This window comes from Salmonella sp. SJTUF15570, from assembly GCF_043357055.1.
In the GTDB taxonomy this organism is placed as follows: Bacteria; Pseudomonadota; Gammaproteobacteria; order Enterobacterales; family Enterobacteriaceae; genus Salmonella; species Salmonella enterica.
This window is the reverse complement of sequence record NZ_JBEUKJ010000002.1, coordinates 366,741-387,388: the sequence shown is the minus strand read 5'-3', so window position 1 is coordinate 387,388 and position 20,648 is coordinate 366,741. Positions and strand designations below refer to the sequence as shown.

At 55.5% G+C, this 20,648-nt stretch carries 19 protein-coding genes and 1 pseudogene; 14 read left to right on the top strand and 6 right to left on the bottom strand.

What is annotated here, in order from left to right; translation table 11 throughout:
• Positions 1–6: 6 nt before the first annotated feature.
• Complete coding sequence (entS, locus tag ABVN44_RS05445; RefSeq protein ID WP_001081666.1) at positions 7–1,251, bottom strand: enterobactin transporter EntS; 1,245 nt, start codon at positions 1,249–1,251, stop codon at positions 7–9.
• Between the two features lie 110 nt (positions 1,252–1,361).
• Here entS and fepD point away from each other — a divergent pair, with 110 nt between their 5' ends.
• The 3 genes from fepD to fepC are packed head-to-tail and all read left to right on the top strand — an operon-like array spanning position 1,362 to position 4,149.
• The gene (fepD, locus tag ABVN44_RS05440) at positions 1,362–2,369 is read left to right on the top strand and encodes a Fe(3+)-siderophore ABC transporter permease (protein ID WP_001277879.1); all 1,008 of its coding nucleotides are present in this window, start codon (positions 1,362–1,364) and stop codon (positions 2,367–2,369) included.
• Positions 2,369–3,358 (top strand): iron-enterobactin ABC transporter permease, encoded by a 990-nt coding sequence (gene fepG / locus ABVN44_RS05435; protein ID WP_000480053.1) that lies wholly within the window; start codon positions 2,369–2,371, stop codon positions 3,356–3,358. The genes fepD and fepG overlap by 1 nt, the downstream gene beginning before the upstream one ends.
• Positions 3,355–4,149 carry an iron-enterobactin ABC transporter ATP-binding protein gene (gene fepC / locus ABVN44_RS05430; RefSeq protein WP_023231631.1) on the top strand — a complete coding sequence of 265 codons (795 nt, stop codon included), beginning with the start codon at positions 3,355–3,357 and terminating at the stop codon, positions 4,147–4,149. Before fepG ends, fepC begins: the two co-directional genes overlap by 4 nt.
• Positions 4,150–4,201: 52 nt before the next feature.
• Here the strand turns inward: fepC and wzz(fepE) are convergent, their stop codons facing one another.
• The 4 genes from wzz(fepE) to fes all read right to left on the bottom strand — a co-directional run bounded on the left by wzz(fepE) (position 4,202) and on the right by fes (position 10,932).
• Positions 4,202–5,338, bottom strand: coding sequence for an LPS O-antigen length regulator Wzz(fepE) (gene wzz(fepE), locus ABVN44_RS05425; protein WP_023231630.1), 1,137 nt, complete (start codon positions 5,336–5,338; stop codon positions 4,202–4,204).
• A gap of 249 nt (positions 5,339–5,587) precedes the next feature.
• Positions 5,588–9,472, bottom strand: coding sequence for an enterobactin non-ribosomal peptide synthetase EntF (gene entF / locus ABVN44_RS05420; RefSeq protein WP_023231629.1), 3,885 nt, complete (start codon positions 9,470–9,472; stop codon positions 5,588–5,590).
• Positions 9,469–9,687 carry an MbtH family protein gene (locus tag ABVN44_RS05415; protein WP_000396008.1) on the bottom strand — a complete coding sequence of 73 codons (219 nt, stop codon included), beginning with the start codon at positions 9,685–9,687 and terminating at the stop codon, positions 9,469–9,471. The genes entF and ABVN44_RS05415 overlap by 4 nt, the downstream gene beginning before the upstream one ends.
• A 30-nt stretch (positions 9,688–9,717) precedes the next feature.
• Positions 9,718–10,932: an enterochelin esterase gene (gene fes, locus ABVN44_RS05410; RefSeq protein ID WP_024797995.1), complete on the bottom strand. Its 1,215-nt coding sequence runs from the start codon at positions 10,930–10,932 to the stop codon at positions 9,718–9,720.
• Positions 10,933–11,120: 188 nt separating this feature from the next.
• Between fes and ABVN44_RS05405 the strand changes: the two genes are divergently transcribed.
• The 4 genes from ABVN44_RS05405 to ABVN44_RS05390 all read left to right on the top strand — a co-directional run bounded on the left by ABVN44_RS05405 (position 11,121) and on the right by ABVN44_RS05390 (position 15,571).
• Entirely contained in the window at positions 11,121–13,376 is a 2,256-nt protein-coding gene (locus ABVN44_RS05405) for a TonB-dependent siderophore receptor (RefSeq protein ID WP_393954245.1), read from the top strand.
• 45 nt (positions 13,377–13,421) lie between these two features.
• A complete protein-coding gene (gene entD / locus ABVN44_RS05400; RefSeq protein ID WP_023231626.1) occupies positions 13,422–14,126 on the top strand; it encodes an enterobactin synthase subunit EntD in 705 nt (234 codons plus the stop codon).
• A gap of 11 nt (positions 14,127–14,137) precedes the next feature.
• Entirely contained in the window at positions 14,138–15,256 is a 1,119-nt protein-coding gene (locus tag ABVN44_RS05395; protein WP_001196918.1) for a YbdK family carboxylate-amine ligase, read from the top strand.
• Positions 15,257–15,322: 66 nt separating this feature from the next.
• Positions 15,323–15,571: a DUF1158 family protein gene (locus ABVN44_RS05390; RefSeq protein WP_000682497.1), complete on the top strand. Its 249-nt coding sequence runs from the start codon at positions 15,323–15,325 to the stop codon at positions 15,569–15,571.
• Between the two features lie 5 nt (positions 15,572–15,576).
• Here ABVN44_RS05390 and ABVN44_RS05385 read toward each other — a convergent pair whose 3' ends face one another.
• On the bottom strand, positions 15,577–15,918 hold the full coding sequence (locus ABVN44_RS05385) for a RamA family antibiotic efflux transcriptional regulator (RefSeq protein WP_000155631.1): 342 nt from the start codon (positions 15,916–15,918) through the stop codon (positions 15,577–15,579).
• 288 nt (positions 15,919–16,206) lie between these two features.
• Between ABVN44_RS05385 and ABVN44_RS05380 the strand changes: the two are divergent.
• From ABVN44_RS05380 to ABVN44_RS05350, 7 genes and pseudogenes are all read left to right on the top strand, one after another.
• Positions 16,207–16,787 (top strand): annotated as a pseudogene (locus ABVN44_RS05380) (TetR/AcrR family transcriptional regulator).
• Positions 16,787–17,155, top strand: a complete 369-nt coding sequence (locus ABVN44_RS05375) for an MmcQ/YjbR family DNA-binding protein (protein ID WP_023231625.1) — start codon at positions 16,787–16,789, stop codon at positions 17,153–17,155. The pseudogene ABVN44_RS05380 and the gene ABVN44_RS05375 overlap by 1 nt, the downstream one beginning before the upstream one ends.
• Positions 17,156–17,251: 96 nt before the next feature.
• On the top strand, positions 17,252–17,905 hold the full coding sequence (nfsB, locus tag ABVN44_RS05370; RefSeq protein ID WP_000355879.1) for an oxygen-insensitive NAD(P)H nitroreductase: 654 nt from the start codon (positions 17,252–17,254) through the stop codon (positions 17,903–17,905).
• A gap of 199 nt (positions 17,906–18,104) precedes the next feature.
• Complete coding sequence (locus ABVN44_RS05365) at positions 18,105–18,554, top strand: PTS sugar transporter subunit IIA (protein ID WP_001216659.1); 450 nt, start codon at positions 18,105–18,107, stop codon at positions 18,552–18,554.
• Positions 18,532–19,002, top strand: coding sequence for a PTS system mannose/fructose/N-acetylgalactosamine-transporter subunit IIB (locus ABVN44_RS05360; protein WP_000594177.1), 471 nt, complete (start codon positions 18,532–18,534; stop codon positions 19,000–19,002). The genes ABVN44_RS05365 and ABVN44_RS05360 overlap by 23 nt, the downstream gene beginning before the upstream one ends.
• Before the next feature lie 14 nt (positions 19,003–19,016).
• Positions 19,017–19,760, top strand: a complete 744-nt coding sequence (locus ABVN44_RS05355; RefSeq protein WP_000927522.1) for a PTS mannose/fructose/sorbose/N-acetylgalactosamine transporter subunit IIC — start codon at positions 19,017–19,019, stop codon at positions 19,758–19,760.
• Between the two features lie 2 nt (positions 19,761–19,762).
• Positions 19,763–20,617 (top strand): PTS system mannose/fructose/sorbose family transporter subunit IID, encoded by an 855-nt coding sequence (locus ABVN44_RS05350; protein ID WP_000005802.1) that lies wholly within the window; start codon positions 19,763–19,765, stop codon positions 20,615–20,617.
• Positions 20,618–20,648: the final 31 nt, after the last annotated feature.

Genomic DNA, 20,648 nt, shown 5'->3' with positions numbered 1-20,648 from the left:
TCTTTATCAGCCAGCATCGCTAACCGGCGGCGTCTGGCGAAAACGGCGTAGCTCGCCCAGCACTAACAGCAGCAACAAACCGATAATCACCAGCCCGAATCCACTCACGCTCGCGGAAGCGACCGGCGTCATCATTGCGCCAAGACCGCCTAACAGCGCCGCGCCGATAGCGTCTCCCGTGACGTTTTGCGCGGTCCACAGGCCGTTCATTCGCCCCAGCATATTTTCCGGCGTCTGGGTTTGCAGCAGAGTGTATTGTAATAACGAACTGATGGCGCTAAGCCAGCCAAATAGCGCCAGACAGATAACACCTGCGATCCAGACCGGCATGATGGCGAACAGCCCCACCGCCAGAAAAGAACCGACTGTCGAAACCAGCATAATGAGCCCCGGACGAACGCTATGCGCCAGTTGTCCGCTGGTCAGCGCGCCAATGGCCGCCCCCAGCGGAATTGCCGCATACAGCAAACCGATTTGCGCCGCCGACATCTGCCAGCTCATCGCCAGCGCCGGATAGAGGACGCGTACCGCGCTTGCCATCGTCACCAGACCGCCAAGCAGCGCAATACCGCCGATAAGCGGACTCGCGAGCAAAAAACGAAATGCCGCCAGTAACGCGATAAAAGGATTTTCCCGCGGCTGCGGAGGAACAGGCAGTCGCGGCAGCGTCAGTAACGGCAATAGCGTAATAAACGTCCCGACGGCCGCCAGCCCATAGTTCCAGGCTACGCCGCCGCTGGCAAGCAATATGCCCCCCAACATCGGGGAAATAACCGATCCCAGACGTACCGTCAGCATGGTAATCGCGCCGGCCTGCATCAGATTTTCTCTTCCGACCAGCGCTGGCGTCGCCGCCAGTAACGCGGTCACGCCCAAAGACGCGAAAAAGCCGTCCCACAGGCCAAGGAGATATATCGCCAGCAATGACGGTTCCGGCAGCAGAGCGTTCACGCACAGGCCAATAAAGCCAATACCGCAAGTACCGCGCGCCAGCAGAATCACCTTTTTACGTTCGTAGCGATCGGCCAGCACACCGCCCACCATTAAGCCAATAAACATGGCGCCGCCGGTTAACGTTACCGACAGCCCTACCTGCCAGGTGGAGTGCGTCATCATTTGGATCTGTACCGGAACCGCCACGCCAAGCAGCCCCAGCGAGACAATAGAGATAAAACGGGCCAGAAATACTGCGCGAAATGCAGGGTGCGTCTTCAACAGGCTGAGATTGAGCAGCCAGGATTGTCGATTCATTACAACGCCTTAATGCGAGTTTTTTTAAATATCCATTCAATGGCTGCACATGCTAACATAACCAAATAAGATAGATAACGATAATTACTATCATTATCAGGGAAGTTACTATGTCATGCTCGTTTTCCGTGACGCGCGCGTTTGCCGTGCCCGGATTGTTGTTATTACTGAGTCTCGCCGCGGTTTTAAGCCTGGTCATTGGCGCGAAACCGCTGCCCGCCGCCGTCGTGCTGGAGGCGTTCACCGGCGTGTGCCAAAGCGCCGATTGCACCATCGTCCTGGATGCGCGTTTGCCGCGTACGCTGGCCGGATTACTGGCAGGCGGCGCATTGGGTCTCGCCGGGGCGCTCATGCAAACTCTCACTCGCAACCCGCTCGCCGACCCGGGGATTCTGGGCGTTAACAACGGCGCCAGCTTCGCCATTGTACTGGGTGCGGCACTGTTTGGTTTCTCCACGCCGCTGGAACAGCTTTTCATGGCATTTAGCGGCGCGCTTATCGCATCGCTGATTGTCGCCTTCACCGGTAGTCAGGGCGGCGGCCAGTTAAGCCCGGTCCGCCTGACACTGGCGGGCGTGGCGCTTGGCGCGGTACTGGAAGGATTGACCAGCGGCATCGCGCTGTTAAATCCAGAGGTTTATGATCAGCTTCGCTTCTGGCAGGCGGGATCGCTGGACATTCGCAGCCTGCAAACGTTGAAAGTCGCGCTTGCGCCCGTGGTTATCGCTGGGATCGTGGCGTTATTTCTGAGCCGTGCGCTGAACAGCCTGAGCCTCGGCAGCGATACCGCGACGGCGCTGGGGAGTAAAGTGGCGCGCACCCAACTTATCGGATTACTGGCGATTACCGTCTTGTGCGGCAGCGCAACGGCGCTGGTCGGCCCTATCGCCTTTATTGGTCTGATGATGCCGCATATGGCGCGTTGGCTGGTGGGCGCAGACCACCGTTGGTCGCTGCCGGTAACACTACTGGCAACCCCTGCTCTGCTGCTTTTTGCCGATATTATTGGTCGTCTGTTAGTGCCGGGCGAACTCCGCGTATCGGTCGTCAGTGCGTTTATCGGCGCGCCGGTACTTATTTTTCTGGTACGCCGTAAATCGAACGGAGGCGGCCTGTGATGTTTCTTTCTCGTCGGCTTATCGTAAGCTGCCTGATTCTGGCGGCTGGCTGCTTCGCCATTGGCTTATGGAGCCTGCAAAGCGGCGCCGTGCCTCTTGAGACCGGGCAGATTATTGCCGCGCTGCTGGGCGACGCGCCGCGTAACATCACCCTTGTCGTAACCGAATGGCGACTACCGCGCGTATTAATGGCGCTGCTGATTGGCGCTGCGCTTGGCGTCAGTGGCGCGATTTTTCAGTCGTTGATGCGTAACCCCCTAGGCAGCCCTGATGTGATGGGCTTTAATACCGGCGCCTGGAGCGGCGTACTGGTCGCAATGGTCCTGTTTGGCCAGCATCTTACCGCGATCGCGCTGGCGGCAATGGCGGGCGGTATCGTCACGTCATTGATTGTCTGGCTGCTCGCCTGGCGTAACGGGATTGAAACTTTCCGGCTGATTATCATCGGTATCGGCATCCGCGCGATGTTAGTCGCCTTTAATACCTGGCTTCTGTTGCAGGCGTCGCTGGAAACGGCGCTCACCGCCGGCTTATGGAACGCCGGGTCGCTCAACGGTCTGACATGGGCAAAAACCTGGCCTTCGGCGCCGCTGATTATTGTGATGCTGACAGGCGCCGCGCTACTGGTGCGTCGTATGCGGCTGCTGGAGATGGGCGATGACAGCGCCTGCGCGCTGGGTGTTAGCGTGGAGCGGTCACGCCTGATGCTGATGCTGGTGGCGGTGTCGCTCACCGCTGCGGCAACGGCACTGGCAGGCCCCATCTCGTTTATTGCCCTTGTCGCGCCGCACATCGCCCGCCGTCTTAGCGGCACAGCGCGCTGGGGATTAACCCAGTCGGCGCTGTGCGGCGCATTATTACTACTGGCCGCCGATGCGTGCGCGCAGCAACTGTTTATGCCTTATCAGCTTCCAGTGGGCGTGGTCACCGTCAGCCTCGGCGGTATTTACCTTATCGTCTTGTTAATTCAGGAGTCCCGCAAAAAATGACCGAATCCGTAGCCCGTTTGCGCGGCGACCAGTTAACGCTGGGTTATGGCAGCTATACCGTCGCAAAAAACCTTAATGTTTCGATTCCGGACGGCCATTTTACCGCCATCATCGGCCCTAACGGCTGCGGCAAGTCAACGTTACTACGCACGCTAAGCCGTCTGATGACGCCTGTTGACGGCCATATCTGGCTGGATGGCGAACAGATACAGCGTTACGCCAGTAAAGAGGTGGCGCGGCGCATCGGATTGCTGGCGCAAAACGCCACTACGCCGGGCGATATCACCGTACAAGAGCTGGTCGCCAGAGGGCGTTATCCGCATCAGCCGTTATTTACCCGCTGGCGCAAGGAAGATGCCGACGCCGTCGCCAGTGCCATGCGTGCAACAGGTATCACCTCACTGGCGACGCAAAGCGTAGACACTCTGTCCGGCGGCCAACGTCAGCGGGCGTGGATAGCCATGGTACTGGCGCAGGAAACGTCCATCATGCTGCTGGATGAGCCGACAACGTGGCTGGATATTAGCCATCAAATTGATTTGCTGGAGTTGTTAAGCGATCTCAACCGCGAAAAAGGCTATACGCTCGCCGCCGTCCTGCATGACCTGAATCAGGCCTGCCGATACGCCACGCATTTGATTGCATTACGCGAAGGTAATATTGTCGCACAGGGCGCGCCGAAAGAGATTGTTACCGCAGAGCTTATCGAAAAAATCTATGGGCTGCGCTGTATGATTATCGACGATCCGGTTGCCGGGACGCCGCTGGTGGTACCGCTGGGGCGGCGATAGTCGCCCACACAGATGACAAAGCCGGATATCGCTATCCGGCTTTTCGGGTAAATCAGACTAACCGTTCATCTATCGCCAGCGCGTTTTCCATTTTACGCGAGACCATCGCGTGACGCAGTAATACGCCGCCGCAGGCCATCATACCGCCAATCAACGCCGCCAGGATAATAATGACCGCTTTACCCGGGCCATCTTTTTTCACTGGCAGAGACGGCGACAGTTGATATTTAAACGGGGTAAACTTCACGTCGCTCACATTCATTGCCGCCAGTTGTTCAACATGGTATTGACGGTTACGCAAATCACCGTCGATCTCGGCCACGTCCGTTACCCCTTTTTCAATTTCCAGTTTGCGGGAAATACCATCCGCGCCGAGGGAAATAGAAAAATCCGGATCATCTTTTACCGCCTGACCATTGCTGTAAACCGGTCTCTTAATGCCAGCGGCGTTGGCGATTTCCAGCGAATAATGGAGACGTTGAATATTGGCATCAAGCTGGTTTTTGAGACGCACCCGATCCATCGCCAGCTTTTCCTGCTCATAGCGGGTTTTGATTTCCAGCTGGTTACGAATATTTTCCAGCGTCTCTTTCACGACGATATCGGAGATGTACTGAATATAGCCAGCCAGCACTTTTTGCGCTTCTTCCCGCGTCGGCGCGGTAAAACTCAGCGTCCACGACGTGAATAACGACGTTTCATTTTTCTTGCCGACATTACTGTCCACCGCTTTCATTTTTTCGCTCAGCAGGACAATCGCCCGGTGAAGATCCTGCTCGTCTATTTGCGCGCCTTTTAATTGATCCATGACATACGGAGAAGAACGAAGATATTCTTCCAGCAGCGAGGGCGAGCTAAACTTTTTAATAAACAGATTAAATACGCTGCCCCGATCAACGCTTACCTCCATATCCAACACGCGCAGCGCGGTCAACGTTCTCTCCAGCCCCTGCCACTGTACCGACTCCGCCGGTGTGACAATCGCCTGGCTGGTCCATTTTTGCGGCAGCAGAAAGGACAGAAGCAACCCCACGCACGCAAAGGCGAAAACGGTAGCAAGAATACGACGTTTCGCCTGCCATAACACCTCTATAAGGCTAAACAAATCGATTTCATGACTGTTGGCGGGCGGCAGTGAATAACCTGCAACTGACTGATTTTTTTCTTGTTTTACATTAAGAGATGGCATGCCGTATGACCTGAAAACTTTATCCAATGAAAGAACACATTCCTGTCAGAGATTCTAACAGCAAGTCAGAATTATCCGAAACACTCTTTGCGCGCCAGTGCCCGAAAAGCTAAATATTCGGAATTAAACTTGCCTGTAGCATGTATCACTTATGTTAAAAGAATTAATAGTTGCAATAAAAAACCCATAATAATTAGTCATTATTATGGGTTTCAGGATTTAATTTGTTAAAGGCAGAAACAACGCCCGTTATTTATTAATAAGTTCGCTGATGATGGGCCCGATAGTTTCAAAAGCGGAGGGAGAAATAATATCTACATGCGCGCACGGCTGGCGATAAATAGCCAACGACGCTATCCACGGCGACCAGCTCTGTTCAGGCGATACGCCTTCCGGCACCGTTTTATCCGCCACAAAGAGCGTAGCATGTCCATCAAACGGTACGCTATGCGCCGTCGTCAGCAAACGGACGGCATCCGCATAATTGCCTTCAATGGCGGTAAATAAGGCTTCGGAGGCATTCCCCTGCTGCGCGGCGACAAACGCAGCGCGTTCACGTTCAATTTCCGCCAATACATCCGGATTGAGGCCATTCGCCTCTTTTTCCCGCCAGTTTTGCGTTTCCGGCGGCCAGGTGTCCAGTAACCCCAAAAACGCCACCGTTTCGCCGCGCGCGCGCAATCGGGCGGCGATCCCTTGCGCCAGCGTCCCGCCCAGCGAATAGCCTAATAAATAATAAGGGCCATGCGGCTGCCGGGCGAGCAATGTCGCCAGATGATGTTCACATACCTCATCAAGGGTGGTTGCGGTTTGCATAGGGCCAGCGGGGCGCGGCGACTGAATCCCCATAATCGACCACGACGGGCTGAGATAGCGTGATAATACGCTAAATTGCCAGGCGAACCCCGACGCCGGATGGAAACAAAATAACGTTGGACCATCGCTTTCACGCAGCGGCAACAGCGGCCCGAACCCCAGATTGCGCGAGCGTTCGTCATCGTCAGTATCGAGCAGCTTACTTAACTGCGCCACGTCAGACGCCACCATCACCTGCCCCGGCGTCACCTGGCGGTTAAACGTCTGACTTAGCTGCGCGGCCAGTTTCATCGCCAGCAGCGAGTGTCCGCCCAGCGCAAAGAAATCACTTTCAACGTCGTTAATATCACAGCCCAGCAGGCGGGAAAACGCCGCGGCGACAGCAATCTCCGTTGCGGACTGCGGCGCACGCCCTTTCACGCGCGGCGTCAGGTCCGGCAGCGGCAGGGCTTTGCGATCCAGCTTGCCATTAGCGCTAAGCGGCAAACCGGCAAGTTGCAACAGCACAACCGGCACCATATGCGCGGGAAGTTTTTGGCGTAATTTTTCCTGCAGCGCCGGTAAATCCAGCGGCAAACCAGAGTGCGACACCAGATAGCCGACCAGTTGCCGGGCATCCCCGCCCGTCGCCGCCGCCTGATTAAAGACGCAGGCATGTGCTACCGCCTGTTCAACATCCGGCAGCGTTTGCATGACGCGGTCAATCTCGCCCAGTTCAATACGTTGCCCCCGAATTTTGAGCTGATCGTCGCTGCGCCCCAGGTACTCCACCGCGCCGGAATCCAGCCAGCGCGCCACATCTCCGGTACGGTACATCCGTTCGCCTGGCGCAAAAGGATCGGCGATAAAACGGCTGGCGGTAAGATCCGGACGCCCCAGATAGCCCTGCGCCAGTTGGATACCGGTAAGATAGAGATCGCCAGCCACGCCCGGCGGCACCGGCTGCATATGTGCATCGAGAATACGTAAACCGGTATTCCAGACGGGATAACCAATCGGGATACTGTTGCCGTCAACAGCCGCCAGCTCATCGCCACAGGCCGGATACCAGCTCACATCCACCGCGGCCTCCGTTGGCCCGTACAGATTGTGTAGCGGCGCGTTGGTTAACGTCTCCCATTCGCGGCACAGCGCCGTCGGCAGGGCCTCGCCGCTACAGAAAACGCGCTTTAAGGAAGCGCAGCTTTTCCCAGCCGACGCTGGCGTGAGCGAGGCAATAAAGGCCGCCAGCATCGACGGCACAAAATGAGTGGTCGTGACGCCGTATTGCGCAAAGAACCGCTGCATCGCGAGCGGATCGCGGTGCGCTTCCGGTTCAGCCATCACCAGTTTCGCCCCGGCGATAAACGGCCAGAAAAACTCCCATACTGAGACGTCAAAACTGCACGGCGTTTTTTGCGCTACTACATCATCCGCCGTCAACGGATAGTGATCCTGCATCCACAGCAACCGGTTGACTATCGCCGTTTGTCCCACCATCACCCCTTTCGGCCTGCCTGTCGAACCAGAGGTGAAAATGATGTAAGCGGTATGATGCGGTAACGACAGCCCCAGCGGAGTGGCGTCACTGACCGGTAGCGGTTGGCTATAACACAAATATTCCATCCCCGGAATATCGTGAAAACGCGCCAGCTGCGCCTGAGTCGTAATTAACAGTTTCGGCTGCGCATCTTCCAGCATCATTCGCAGCCGATCGTCAGGATAACCGGTATCCAGCGGCAGCCAGGCGGCACCCGCCTCGACAATGCCATGCAGAGCTAAGGTCAGGAAAACCGACCGCGGCAACGCCACCGCCACGCTATCGCCAGGCTGAACGCCGCGTTCCCGCAGCGCGTATGCCAGCGCCACAACCTGTTCGCGCATTTCACGGTAGGTAAAGTGATAATGCGCATCTGCCAACGCGGAAGCCTCTGGCGTTTTTTGCGCCTGCTGCGCCACCAAATCGCTAAGCGTGGCGGCGGGAATCGTTACCGCCGTATTATTAAGGTGTGTTAATTGCGTTTGTTCTTCCGCCAGCAGCATTTGCGCATCGCCGCAGCGCAGCGCCGGGTTATCCGCAAACTGTGTGATAAGCGCCATCAACCGTAAGGCATGGCGGGAGAGCGTGGCGTCATCGTAACGCTGTGCATTCGCCAGCAATTCAATATCCAGACCGCCGTTTTCATCCGGAAAAAGCGCCAGTTCAAGATCGTTAACCGGCCCCGTAGCCAGGGTATGGGTTTGCGCCTGTATGCCAGGAAGATCCAAATGATAATCAAATACTTTTATATTGAGCACCGGGCCAAATAGCGGCGTCTCCCCTGCGGCTCGCCCGCTATCGCGTACAATCTGTTCGGCGTCGTAACGCTGGTGGCGGCGCATCTTCTTTAACTGCGCAGCAAGACGCTTCGCCAGCGTTGGCAGATCTTCCGTCGCATGAAGGTTAACCGCCAGCGGCAACACGTTAAGGACAGGCCCGGTCGCCGTTAACGCCGCCGAGCCCATCCGCCGCATAAAGATAAATCCGGCGGCATAATCCATACGCCCGCATAATCGTCCCAGCCACAACGTCACCAGCGCCAGGGCAAGATCCGCTCGCGGTATCTCAGGCATGTGCGCCGCCAGTTGGCGAAACGCCCCCGCCGGCGCGCTCAATTTCATACGCAGAATATCCGCGCTCGCCGACCGCCCCGGCAACGGCGCGGCAGAAATTGACGCCGGCGGCGGCAGCTCGCGGCGCTGCTGCGCCCAGAAGGCGCCGTCACGCTGCCAGGCCTCGCTCTGGCGATAGCGCTGATATTCCTCGACCACATCCGCAAAGGGGGTAAAAGGCGACTCCGGCGTAGGGGCGTCGCTCTGCCAGGCACGATAAATCGCCGCAATCTGGCGGGTTATCGCCGGGAAACTAAAGCCATCCACCAGCAAATGGTGATAGCGCTGATACCAATACCAGCGGGTATCATCAATGCGGATTAACTGGTGAAACGCCAGCGGCTTACCGCTATCTGCGCGCAGGTTTTGCCGTAAATCCGCCTGCATTAACGCCAGCGCCGCGTGATGCGGATCGGGATGGTCGCGTAAATCGGCAATCGGGGGCTCGCCGAAGGTGTGCTCAGGATCTATCCATTGCCAGACCTCGCCGTTCTCTTCGGTAAAACGCATCCGTAGCGTATCCGCCTGTTGCATCCCTACCGCTACCGCTTTTGCCAGCAAGGCGGCATCCAGCTCGCCATTCAGTTCCACATAGTGCGCCACGCTCCAGGCGGAGGGTAAATCAGAGAGTTTTTCCGCCATCCAGATCCCCGGCTGAGCGGCGACTAACGGTAAACGCTGCGTCATTTCGCCTCCTGCTTATCGGCATAATACGCCGGATTCAGTGTTGTCCAGCGCGTATTAAGCCACTGCTGGCACGCGTCCTGCGATTGCGGTTCGCATACCACGTCCCAGCCTGCGGGAAGCGCGCACGCCGCTGGCCAAAGGCTGAATTGACGCTGCGCATTTTGCAGGATGTAAAACTGTCCCTGCGGATTATCGAAGGGATTACTGAATTCCATACTCAACTCCTGTCATGGACATGTGCCCGGTTAAAGCGTGTCGATAAGCGGCTGCCAAAGCAGCATCAGCCCTTGCGTTAGCCCGCCGCGCCAGCAAAGCGCATCGTGTCCGCCGTCAACCTGACGCCAGAAAATGGACTGCTGCGAGGTATTCAGTTGGGCATAAAGCGCCTGATTCGCCTGAAACACGATCGGCTCACGCACGCCGGCTTCCAGTACGATACGCAGTCCGCGCGCGCACAATGCGCCGGTTTTCAGCCGGGTAATGACTTCCCCCTCCGGCGGGGTGATGCGATGGGGCCACCAGAACGATCCTGACTGGCTCAGTACACAGCCAAAACGCGTCGGCCAGTTCAGGCCGGCATACAGCGCCGACAGGCCGCCAAAACTCTGTCCGGCGACCACCGTTCGCCCGGCATCATCGCTAAAAGGCGTCACGGCTCTGACTTGCGGCAACAGTTCCTGCTGCACCGCCAGCCAGAAGTCGGCATTGCAGGGCAACTCCTGGCTGCGGTGTTGAGTATCAATCGCGTCAATCAGCAGGTAGACGGCCCCAGGAAGCAGGCGTTGATGAGTCAGCGAGGCGAGCGCGGGCCAGACGGGCATATTTTCTGCCCAGAATTGACCGTCCAGCAGAATAGCCAACGGTCTTTCCTCCGGCGCCTCGTCTCCGGTCGTCAATATCCATACGCGGCGGGAGTTACCCAGACGTTCGCTATGCCACTGCATCATCAAAGGCGGCGAGTACGGCGTTTCAGGACGATCCCATCCCGGCTGAAGGGGCGCATCCGGCATTTCCAGCGCTGAAACCGCATGACCACGTCCTCCCCGCCAGCTTTGCGAATTAAGCGGGTCGGCAATCGCCTGCGGTAATAGCTGTCGCCAGCCTTCACGCAGCGCGTTCCGATCGGGCGTTTCGCCCGGCGCAAAAGCGGCAAAAACGTCATCGCGTTCGGTAGGAATAAAACAGTAGCTGCCGCGCCAGTTAGCACTAAGCGCCGTACTCCAGCGCCAGACATCCGTTCCGGCAATACGCGCCATCGTCTGAGGCTGCGCGTTTTGATGATGATCGGTTACGCCAGTGATGTAGACCCAGACACGCCGTATCGGGGAGTGTGTTTCGTTTCCCTGCGGGTCGCGCCACCAAAAAGTGACCCGATAATTTCCGTCTTTTTCCCGTATCCATTCCGGCCCGGTTTTCGTCCTCCACCAGGCCTCACTTCCCGTTGCCAGCGCCTCTTTCATTATAACCCTGTGTTTATTATGAATTTTGTATATAAAAGGTGAAATATATTGATAATATTATTGATAACTATTTGCATTTGCAATAGCGTATTGTCGCGCTATGGGACGCGCGAACACAATTTCACCACCCGGCCAATGCCTTTGACGGGCGCTTTGGCTTATGTGGCTAAAGAAAAGCAGGATATACAATGAACAAGAAGATTCATTCCCTGACCTTACTGGTCAATTTAGGGATTTACGGGGCCGCTCTGCCCGTGATGGCGGAAGAAAAAACCGATAGCGCTGCGCTCACCAATGAAGACACCATCGTGGTGACCGCTGCCCAGCAAAACCTACAGGCGCCAGGCGTATCCACCATCACCGCCGATGAGATCCGCAAAAATCCGCCCGCGCGCGACGTGTCAGAAATCATCCGCACCATGCCAGGCGTAAACCTGACCGGCAACTCCACCAGCGGTCAGCGCGGGAATAATCGCCAAATCGATATTCGCGGCATGGGGCCGGAAAACACCCTCATCCTGATAGACGGTAAACCCGTCACCAGCCGTAACTCGGTGCGCCTGGGCTGGCGCGGCGAACGCGATACCCGCGGCGATACCGCGTGGGTGCCGCCGGAGATGATCGAACGCATTGAAGTGCTGCGTGGCCCTGCCGCCGCACGCTACGGTAACGGCGCGGCGGGTGGCGTGGTCAATATCATTACCAAAAAAGGCGGTAGCGAGTGGCACGGTTCCTGGAATACCTATTTCAACGCGCCGGAACATAAAGACGAAGGCGCGACCAAACGCACTAACTTTAGCCTGAACGGCCCGCTGGGCGGGGATTTCAGCTTCCGTCTGTATGGCAACCTCGACAAAACGCAGGCGGATGCGCGTAATATTAACCAGGGGCATCAGTCTGAACGTACCGGGAGTTACGCCGACACGCTACCGGCAGGACGCGAGGGAGTCATTAACAAAGATATCAACGGCGTGGTTCGTTGGGATTTTGCTCCGCTTCAGTCTCTGGAACTGGAGGCCGGTTACAGTCGCCAGGGCAACCTCTATGCCGGCGATACTCAGAACACCAATACGAACCAGCTGGTGAAAGATAATTACGGAAAAGAGACGAACCGCCTCTATCGGCAGAACTACTCTCTGACCTGGAACGGCGGCTGGAATAATGGCGTAACCACCAGTAACTGGGTGCAATACGAACATACCCGTAACTCCCGGATGCCGGAAGGCCTGGCAGGCGGCACCGAAGGAATTTTCGATCCCAAAGCATCGCAAAAATATGCCGATGCCGATTTGAATGACGTCACCCTACACAGCGAAGTGAGCCTTCCTTTCGATCTGCTGGTCAATCAAAACCTGACGCTGGGTACCGAATGGGCCCAACAGCGTATGAAAGACGAGCTCTCCAACTCGCAAACCTTTATGGGGGGAAATATCCCGGGTTACAGCAGTACCAATCGTAGCCCCTATTCAAAAGCGGAAATTTTCTCTCTGTTTGCTGAAAACAACATGGAACTGACCGACAGCACCATGCTGACGCCGGGGCTACGTTTCGATCATCACAGTATTGTGGGGGATAACTGGAGCCCGTCGCTGAACCTGTCACAAGGTCTGGGGGATGACTTTACCCTGAAAATGGGGATCGCCCGCGCTTATAAAGCCCCGAGTCTGTACCAGACTAACCCAAACTATATTTTGTACAGTAAAGGTCAGGGTTGCTACGCGACTGGCGCGGGTACCGGCATCGGCTGCTATATGATGGGTAACGATGATCTGAAAGCCGAAACCAGCATCAATAAAGAGATCGGTCTGGAATTTAAACGCGATGGCTGGCTGGCCGGCATCACCTGGTTCCGCAATGATTACCGCAATAAGATCGAAGCGGGTACGGTGCCGTTGCAGCGTATCAACAACGGCAAAACGGATGTTTATCAGTGGGAGAACGTGCCGAAAGCGGTCGTTGAAGGTCTGGAAGGCACGTTAAACGTACCGGTTAGCGACACCGTCAACTGGACGAATAACGTTACGTATATGCTGCAGAGCAAAAACAAAGAGACCGGCGAACGCCTGTCGATTATTCCACAGTACACGCTTAACTCAACCCTGAGCTGGCAGGTACATCAGGACGTTTCTCTGCAATCGACCTTCACCTGGTACGGCAAACAAGAGCCGAAGAAATATGATTATCAGGGTAACCCCGTTACCGGAACAGATAAGCAAGCGGTCAGCCCATACAGTATTGTTGGCCTGAGCGCGACCTGGGACGTGACCAAAAATGTCAGCCTGACCGGTGGCGTGGATAACCTCTTTGACAAACGTCTGTGGCGTGAAGGTAACACGCAAACCGTCAGGGATACTCAAACTGGCGCTTATATGGCGGGCGCTGGCGCGTACACCTATAACGAACCAGGACGTACGTGGTATATGAGCATTAATACCCATTTCTGATGGCAACCTTCCCTCCCTCATTCGGGGAGGGAATTGGCAAAAACGATGCTGACATCTCATTTTCCCCTTCCCTTTGCCGGACACAGGCTGCATATCGTCGACTTTGATGCGAGCAGCTTTCACGAACACGACCTGCTATGGCTACCTCATCACGATCGGCTCCGGTCTGCCGGACGCAAGCGTAAAGCTGAACATCTGGCAGGCCGCATCGCCGCCGTTCATGCGCTACGCGAGGTGGGCGTCAGGACAGTGCCCGGTATTGGCGAGAAGCGACAGCCGCTATGGCCGGACGGCCTATTTGGCAGCATCAGCCACTGTGCGACAACGGCGCTGGCCGTCATATCCCGACAACGTGTCGGCATTGATATAGAAAAAATCATGAGTCAGCACACGGCGACAGAGCTGGCGCCGTCCATTATTGATAGCGATGAGCGCCAAATTCTCCAGGCGAGCTCGCTCCCTTTTCCGCTTGCCCTGACGCTGGCTTTCTCCGCCAAAGAGAGCGTTTATAAAGCCTTTTCAGACCGCGTCACGCTCCCGGGATTCAATAGCGCAAAAGTTACCTCGCTTACCGCCACGCACATCTCGTTACATCTGCTGCCAGCCTTTGCCGCCACGATGGCTGAACGTACCGTCCGTACAGAATGGTTTCAACGTGGCAATAGCGTTATTACTCTTGTTTCTGCAATAACGCGCTTTCCCCACGACAGGAGCGCTCCCGCTTCTATACTTAGCGCAATCCCCCGATAAATGAGATCGCTATGGCGCTGAATGATTTTCACGTTTCTGAACCTTATACGCTTGGTATTGAGCTGGAGATGCAGGTGATCAATCCACCTGGCTACGATTTAAGCCAGGACTCTTCTACGCTGATCGACACCGTTAAGCCCCAACTTACTGCGGGAGAAATTAAGCACGATATCACCGAAAGTATGCTGGAGATGGCCACGGGCGTCTGCCGCGATATTGACCAGGCGGCGGCCCAACTTTCTGCCATGCAGCACGTTATTTTACAGGCGGCGTCGGAACACCATCTCGGCATTTGCGGCGGCGGTACGCACCCTTTTCAAAAATGGCAGCGTCAGGAGGTCTGTGATAATGAGCGCTATCAACGCACGCTGGAAAATTTCGGCTACTTAATTCAACAGGCGACGGTTTTCGGTCAGCATGTCCACGTCGGCTGCGCGAATGGCGACGATGCGATTTATCTTTTACACGGGCTGTCGCATTTTGTGCCGCATTTTATTGCGCTCTCCGCCGCGTCTCCCTATATGCAAGGATCTGACACCCGTTTTGCCTGCGCGCGCCTGAATATTTTTTCCGCTTTTCCCGATAACGGCCCCATGCCGTGGGTCAGTAACTGGCAAGAGTTTGCCGGACTATTTCGCCGTCTGTCTTACACCACGATGATCGACAGCATCAAAGATTTGCACTGGGATATCCGCCCCAGCCCGGCCTTTGGCACGGTAGAAGTTCGGGTGATGGATACGCCGCTCACCCTTGATCATGCCATCAATATGGCAGGGTTGATTCAGGCGACCGCGCACTGGCTGCTGACCGAGCGTCCCTTTAAACCGCAGGAACAAGACTATCTGTTATATAAATTCAACCGTTTTCAGGCTTGCCGCTATGGTCTGGAGGGCGTGCTAACCGATGTCTATACCGGCGACCGCCGTCGCCTGGCAGATGATACGCTGCGTCTGCTGGACAACGTTACCCCCTCTGCGCGCAAGCTGGGCGCAGACAGCGCCATTGACGCGCTACGTCTGCAGGTGAAAAAAGGCGGTAACGAAGCGCAATATATGCGGGAGTTTATTGCCGACGGCGGATCGCTGATAGGTCTGGTACAAAAACATTGTGAAATCTGGGCGGGACAATAGACAGCATATTTGCCTTACCAGGCGATATCCCGGACAATGGCGTTTTAACTTACGTTTAACAAAGCCATGAAACACCCGCTTGAATCATTGATGACCGCTGCCGGTATTTTGCTGATGGCGTTGCTCTCCAGCCTGCTGCTGCCCGCCCCTTCGCTCGGCCTTGCGCTGGCGCAAAAACTGGTCGGGATCTTTCATCTTATGGATCTCAACCAGCTTTATACTTTGTTGTTTTGTTTATGGTTTCTGTTGCTCGGCGCGCTGGAATATTATGTTATTCGCTTTATCTGGCGGCGCTGGTTTTCGCTGGCCGATTAAACATTTCAATGCGTACGGCCATGCTTTTCTTTACGATAAGCGCCTGGCGGCAGGTTGAACGTGCGGGTAAAAATGCGCGTAAAGGTTTGCTGCGAATCAAAACCATACTTGAGACAAATATCATACACCTTCTGGTCGGTGTCGAGCAGGTCGCGCGCCGCCAGTTTTAGCTTCCGTTCACGCACGTAGCGCCCCAGACTCTCCCCTTTGTACTGCATAAAAAGGCGCTGCAGGTGCCACTTGGAATACCCCGCATGACGGGCAATATCATCAATACGTAACGGCTGATTCAAATTATCATCAATCCACTCGACAATCGTGTCGATAACCTGAGCGGAAATGGTCATCGTGCTCTCCCCTCTATCAAACTCGTCAGCGGCTCCCGCACCGCACATTTACGGCAACAGCAATAAGCATAGTAATAACCACACAAATTGTGAGGCGGCTTATCGCATGGCCTGCAATATGCTTTTCTACCACTTCATGCGGCAGCCCTTGATTATGAGTGAGTAAGCACTCATTATAGAAAGCAAAGATACGCCGTCAAGGTACTTTTCAAAGGTTGACATTCACCGTTGCGACGCGACAACGGGCATGATTCAATCATGTTTTTCCAGACATAAGGGTAACGTGTAGTGGCTCGTCCGAAGAGTGAAGACAAAAAACAAGCATTACTGGAAGCGGCAACCCAGGCGATAGCGCAATCCGGTATCGCCGCCTCAACGGCGGTGATTGCGCGTAACGCAGGTGTTGCAGAAGGAACATTGTTTCGCTATTTCGCGACCAAAGATGAGCTGATTAACACGTTGTATTTGCATTTAAAGCAGGATCTCTGCCAGTCAATGATAATGGAGCTGGATCGATCCATTACCGATGCCAAAATGATGACCCGTTTTATCTGGAACAGTTACATCAGTTGGGGTCTGAACCATCCCGCGCGCCACCGGGCGATCCGTCAACTGGCCGTCAGCAAAAGCTCACCAAAGAGACGGAACAACGGGCCGACGATATGTTCCCCGAATTGCGCGATTTATGTCATCGTTCCGTTTTGATGGTGTTTATGTCGGATGAGTACCGCGCCTTCGGCGACGGCCTTTTTCTGGCGCTGGCTGAAACAACAATGGATTTCGCCGCGCGCGATCCCGCTCGCGCTGGCGAATATATTGCGCTGGGATTCGAAGCCATGTGGCGCGCGCTGACTCGCGAGGAGCAATAATGGACGGTCAAACACTGCACGCCTGGGCAAAACGCTGTGCGCTGGAACTGCCTTTTACCGAACACTGCTGGCCTTTCGGCCCACAGTACGATGTGTTTAAAGTCGGCGGCAAAATATTCATGCTGTTCACTGAACATCACTGTCGCCCAGTGGTGAACCTGAAGTCGGATCCCCAAAAGTCCCTGGTAAATCAACAAATTTACCCCAGCATTGCGCCTGGCTATCACATGAATAAGAAACACTGGATTTCAGTCTATGCGGGCGAGGATATCACCGTCTCGCTACTCAACGATTTGATAAATGACTCATGGAATCTGGTCGTAGACGGGCTGCCTAAAAGAGAGCAACTGCGCCTGCGGCCGCGCTGATGCAATAACCGTTTCCGCATTTTCCTCCCTTATCTTTTTACCGATAACCCGGTACCCTGCTGATACAAAAGGGTACTAAACCAACCAGGAGCATTTATGGATATCGTTTCTGTCGCCTTACAGCGCTACTCCACTAAGGCGTTCGATCCCAGCAAAAAACTGACCGCCGAAGAAGCGGATAAAATAAAAACACTACTACAGTACAGTCCCTCCAGCACCAATTCCCAGCCGTGGCACTTTATTGTCGCCAGTACGGAAGAGGGCAAAGCGCGCGTAGCAAAATCCGCCGCCGGAAACTACACGTTCAACGAACGCAAAATGCTGGACGCCTCCCATGTGGTGGTCTTCTGCGCGAAAACCGCGATGGATGACGCATGGCTTGAGCGCGTCGTCGATCAGGAAGATGCTGATGGCCGTTTCGCTACGCCGGAAGCTAAAGCGGCAAATGATAAAGGTCGCCGCTTTTTCGCCGATATGCACCGCGTCTCGCTGAAAGATGACCACCAGTGGATGGCAAAACAGGTCTATCTGAACGTCGGCAACTTTCTGCTGGGCGTTGCCGCGATGGGTCTCGACGCCGTCCCCATTGAAGGTTTCGACGCCGAGGTGCTCGACGCTGAATTTGGTCTGAAAGAAAAAGGCTATACCAGTCTGGTCGTGGTGCCGGTCGGCCATCATAGCGTCGAGGATTTCAACGCCGGGCTGCCGAAATCACGTCTGCCGCTTGAAACCACACTGACGGAAGTCTAATCCCCTGCCTAAGCCGGACGCCCGTCCGGCTTTTTTCACCTTTCTGCCAGGTTCCCCAATGATCAATAGCGCGAAGTGCCAGGTTTTACATCGCTAGTGTTAACTTCCTCTTTCAAGCTCTTGAAAATAAATAATATTTAAAACTGGCACGCCGTTTGCCATATCTGGATACCCCCTATCTGGATGAAGGAGAAAACGGGTGAGACATGTTTATGTAGCCAGCCATGGCCCTTTTGCCCGCGGACTTATTAACAGTCTATCGCTGCTGATTGGCGACGAACACGGCGTGACACCGGTTTGCGCCTACGATGGCGATATTGTCACCACGGAGCAGCTTGAACAAACCCTCGAAAATCTGATCGCGCAAGCCAACGGCGAAGAAGTGGTGGTGTTTACCGATCTGCTCGGCGGCAGCATCAACAATAGCGCCGCGAAAGTGCTGATGCGTCACCGTCACGTTTTTGTGGTGGCTGGCGTCAACATGACCCTGCTGCTGGAGTTTTTACTCTGTGAAGAAGAAAGCACAGACGCGGCCATTACCTACGCCACCAATGCGGCGCGTGAATCCATTGTCTTTATCAACACGCTAATAACACAACCATCCGCTGACCTACAGGGAGAATCCCATGATCAAATTAGTGCGCATTGATTACCGCCTGCTGCACGGCCAGGTGGTCTTCGCCTGGACCCGGGCGCTGGATATCGACCATATCATCGTCGCTAACGCCAACGCCGCCGGCGACGCGTTTGTCTCTATGTCATTAAGTCTGGCAAAACCCGCTGGCGTGTCGCTGGACATTATCACGGTGGAACAGGCGGCGGAAAAACTCGCCAGCGGCAAGCTGGATCACAAAAAAGTGATGGTGGTGCTGGGAAATACCGCCGAAACCCTCGCCTTCGTCGAGAAAGTGCCAGGGATTAGCGTTATCAACTACGGCGGTATCGCGCAAAAAGAGGGCGCGCAGCAGTTCGGCAAAGCCATATACCTGACCGAGCAGGAGATTGCCGATAGCCAGGCGCTAAAAGCCAAAGGCATCCGTCTGGAAATGCGCCAGGTTCCGGCTCATTCCGCCGAATTGCTTAACGATAAACTCTGAACCCGGAGGTCACTATGTTGCTCACCGCAACGCTGCTCGGCCTGATTGCCGCACTGGGCATTCTTGACGGGCGTTTACTCGGCGTGTCGATGATTGACCGTCCGCTGGTGATGTGCGCCCTCACCGGTCTGGTCTGCGGCAATTTACACGAAGGCATTCTGATCGGCGCGACGCTGGAACTGATCTTTTTAGGTAATGTCGCTATCGGCGCCGCGGTACCGCCTGATGTCGTCACCGGTTCGGTGCTGGCGACCGCGTTTTCTATTATGTCCGGGCGCGGGCCCGAAGCGGCGCTGACCATCGCGATTCCTATCTCTATGCTGGCGCAGACCCTCGGCGTCCTGGTGCGCGTGGTTAACGCCCGCTTTGGCCACATGGCCGATCGTTATGCGGCGCAGGGTAATACCCGGATGGTTGCCGTTATGCACCTGGGAGGCCCAACGCTGCTCTATTTTCTAAGCGGTTTTCTGCCGGTCTTTTTCGCCATTTTGCTCGGTTCTGCCGCCGTCACCTGGTTCCTCGACGCCATTCCCGCCTTTATTACCAATGGCCTGGTTGTCGCCAGTAAGATTTTGCCGGCGCTGGGTTTCGCGTTGCTGATCAGCATGATGCTTAGCAGCAAATTAATACCTTACCTTGGGCTGGGCTTTCTGATCGCCGCATATACCAAACTGGACATCATCGCCATCGCGCTGTTTGCCGTGGTGCTGGCTTTCATTATCAGCCAGTTTCTTAACACATCCCAACAGGAGGGCTAATCATGAGTGAAGTGACGCAGACCCTGATCGACGACGCACAGGCTCACTCGCAAAGCGAAAGCCGCATCACCGCCCGCGATTTACGCAGCGTTTTCTGGCGCTCCTTTACGTTGCAAGGATCGTGGAACTATGAACGCCAGCAGCATATGGGCTATGCCTTCGCTATGTCGCCAGCGCTAAAGCGTATCTACCAGGACCCCGCCGAACTGGGGCGCGCCTTACAGCGCCATCTGGTGCTGTTTAATACCACGCCGCATCTGTCAACGTTTGTCTTTGGCCTGTCGATTGCGATGGAGGAGGAAAATCAACGCAACCCGGACTTTAACGAAGAGTCGATCAATGCCGTTAAAACCAGCCTGATGGGGCCGCTGGCCGGGATCGGCGATTCCATCTTTTGGGGATCGCTGAAAGTTATCGCCGCCGGGATGGGGATCTACTTTGCCCAGCAGGGCAGCATTCTGGGGCCGATTCTCGCTCTACTGGTCTATAACATTCCGCACATCCTCTGCCGCTGGTACGCCCTCAAACTGGGCTACCGGGCGGGGACCACCTGGCTGATGCGCCTCTGGCAAAGCGGGCTGATGGACAGGGTGACTTATATCGCGTCAATCGTCGGGTTGATGGTCGTCGGCGCCATGACCGCCAGCATGATCGACATTACAACCCCGCTGAGCTTTACCGCCGGGCAGACTACCATGAAAGTGCAGGATTTTATTGACAAAATCCTCCCTTCCCTGCTGCCGCTGCTCTTCACGCTTGGCATGTACAAACTTATCCGTAAGGGCGTGAACATTAACTGGATCCTGTTAGGCACCGTCGCGTTTGGGCTTCTTGCCAGCGCGCTGGGCCTGCTTTGACGAGAGGTAACACTATGCAAGTAGAAGACTA

What these genes read in the sequence shown, in the direction of transcription:
- entD (WP_023231626.1), top strand. Translation starts at nt 13,422, where the DNA reads ATGCTGACATCTCATTTTCCCCTTCCCTTTGCCGGACACAGGCTGCAT.
- ABVN44_RS05390 (WP_000682497.1), top strand. Translation starts at nt 15,323, where the DNA reads ATGAAACACCCGCTTGAATCATTGATGACCGCTGCCGGTATTTTGCTG.
- ABVN44_RS05375 (WP_023231625.1), top strand. Translation starts at nt 16,787, where the DNA reads ATGGACGGTCAAACACTGCACGCCTGGGCAAAACGCTGTGCGCTGGAA.
- fepG (WP_000480053.1), top strand. Translation starts at nt 2,369, where the DNA reads ATGTTTCTTTCTCGTCGGCTTATCGTAAGCTGCCTGATTCTGGCGGCT.
- fepD (WP_001277879.1), top strand. Translation starts at nt 1,362, where the DNA reads ATGTCATGCTCGTTTTCCGTGACGCGCGCGTTTGCCGTGCCCGGATTG.
- ABVN44_RS05360 (WP_000594177.1), top strand. Translation starts at nt 18,532, where the DNA reads ATGATCAAATTAGTGCGCATTGATTACCGCCTGCTGCACGGCCAGGTG.
- ABVN44_RS05355 (WP_000927522.1), top strand. Translation starts at nt 19,017, where the DNA reads ATGTTGCTCACCGCAACGCTGCTCGGCCTGATTGCCGCACTGGGCATT.
- entF (WP_023231629.1), bottom strand. Translation starts at nt 9,472, where the DNA reads ATGACGCAGCGTTTACCGTTAGTCGCCGCTCAGCCGGGGATCTGGATG.
- fes (WP_024797995.1), bottom strand. Translation starts at nt 10,932, where the DNA reads ATGAAAGAGGCGCTGGCAACGGGAAGTGAGGCCTGGTGGAGGACGAAA.
- ABVN44_RS05405 (WP_393954245.1), top strand. Translation starts at nt 11,121, where the DNA reads ATGAACAAGAAGATTCATTCCCTGACCTTACTGGTCAATTTAGGGATT.
- entS (WP_001081666.1), bottom strand. Translation starts at nt 1,251, where the DNA reads ATGAATCGACAATCCTGGCTGCTCAATCTCAGCCTGTTGAAGACGCAC.
- ABVN44_RS05350 (WP_000005802.1), top strand. Translation starts at nt 19,763, where the DNA reads ATGAGTGAAGTGACGCAGACCCTGATCGACGACGCACAGGCTCACTCG.
- fepC (WP_023231631.1), top strand. Translation starts at nt 3,355, where the DNA reads ATGACCGAATCCGTAGCCCGTTTGCGCGGCGACCAGTTAACGCTGGGT.
- ABVN44_RS05385 (WP_000155631.1), bottom strand. Translation starts at nt 15,918, where the DNA reads ATGACCATTTCCGCTCAGGTTATCGACACGATTGTCGAGTGGATTGAT.
- nfsB (WP_000355879.1), top strand. Translation starts at nt 17,252, where the DNA reads ATGGATATCGTTTCTGTCGCCTTACAGCGCTACTCCACTAAGGCGTTC.
- ABVN44_RS05395 (WP_001196918.1), top strand. Translation starts at nt 14,138, where the DNA reads ATGGCGCTGAATGATTTTCACGTTTCTGAACCTTATACGCTTGGTATT.
- ABVN44_RS05415 (WP_000396008.1), bottom strand. Translation starts at nt 9,687, where the DNA reads ATGGAATTCAGTAATCCCTTCGATAATCCGCAGGGACAGTTTTACATC.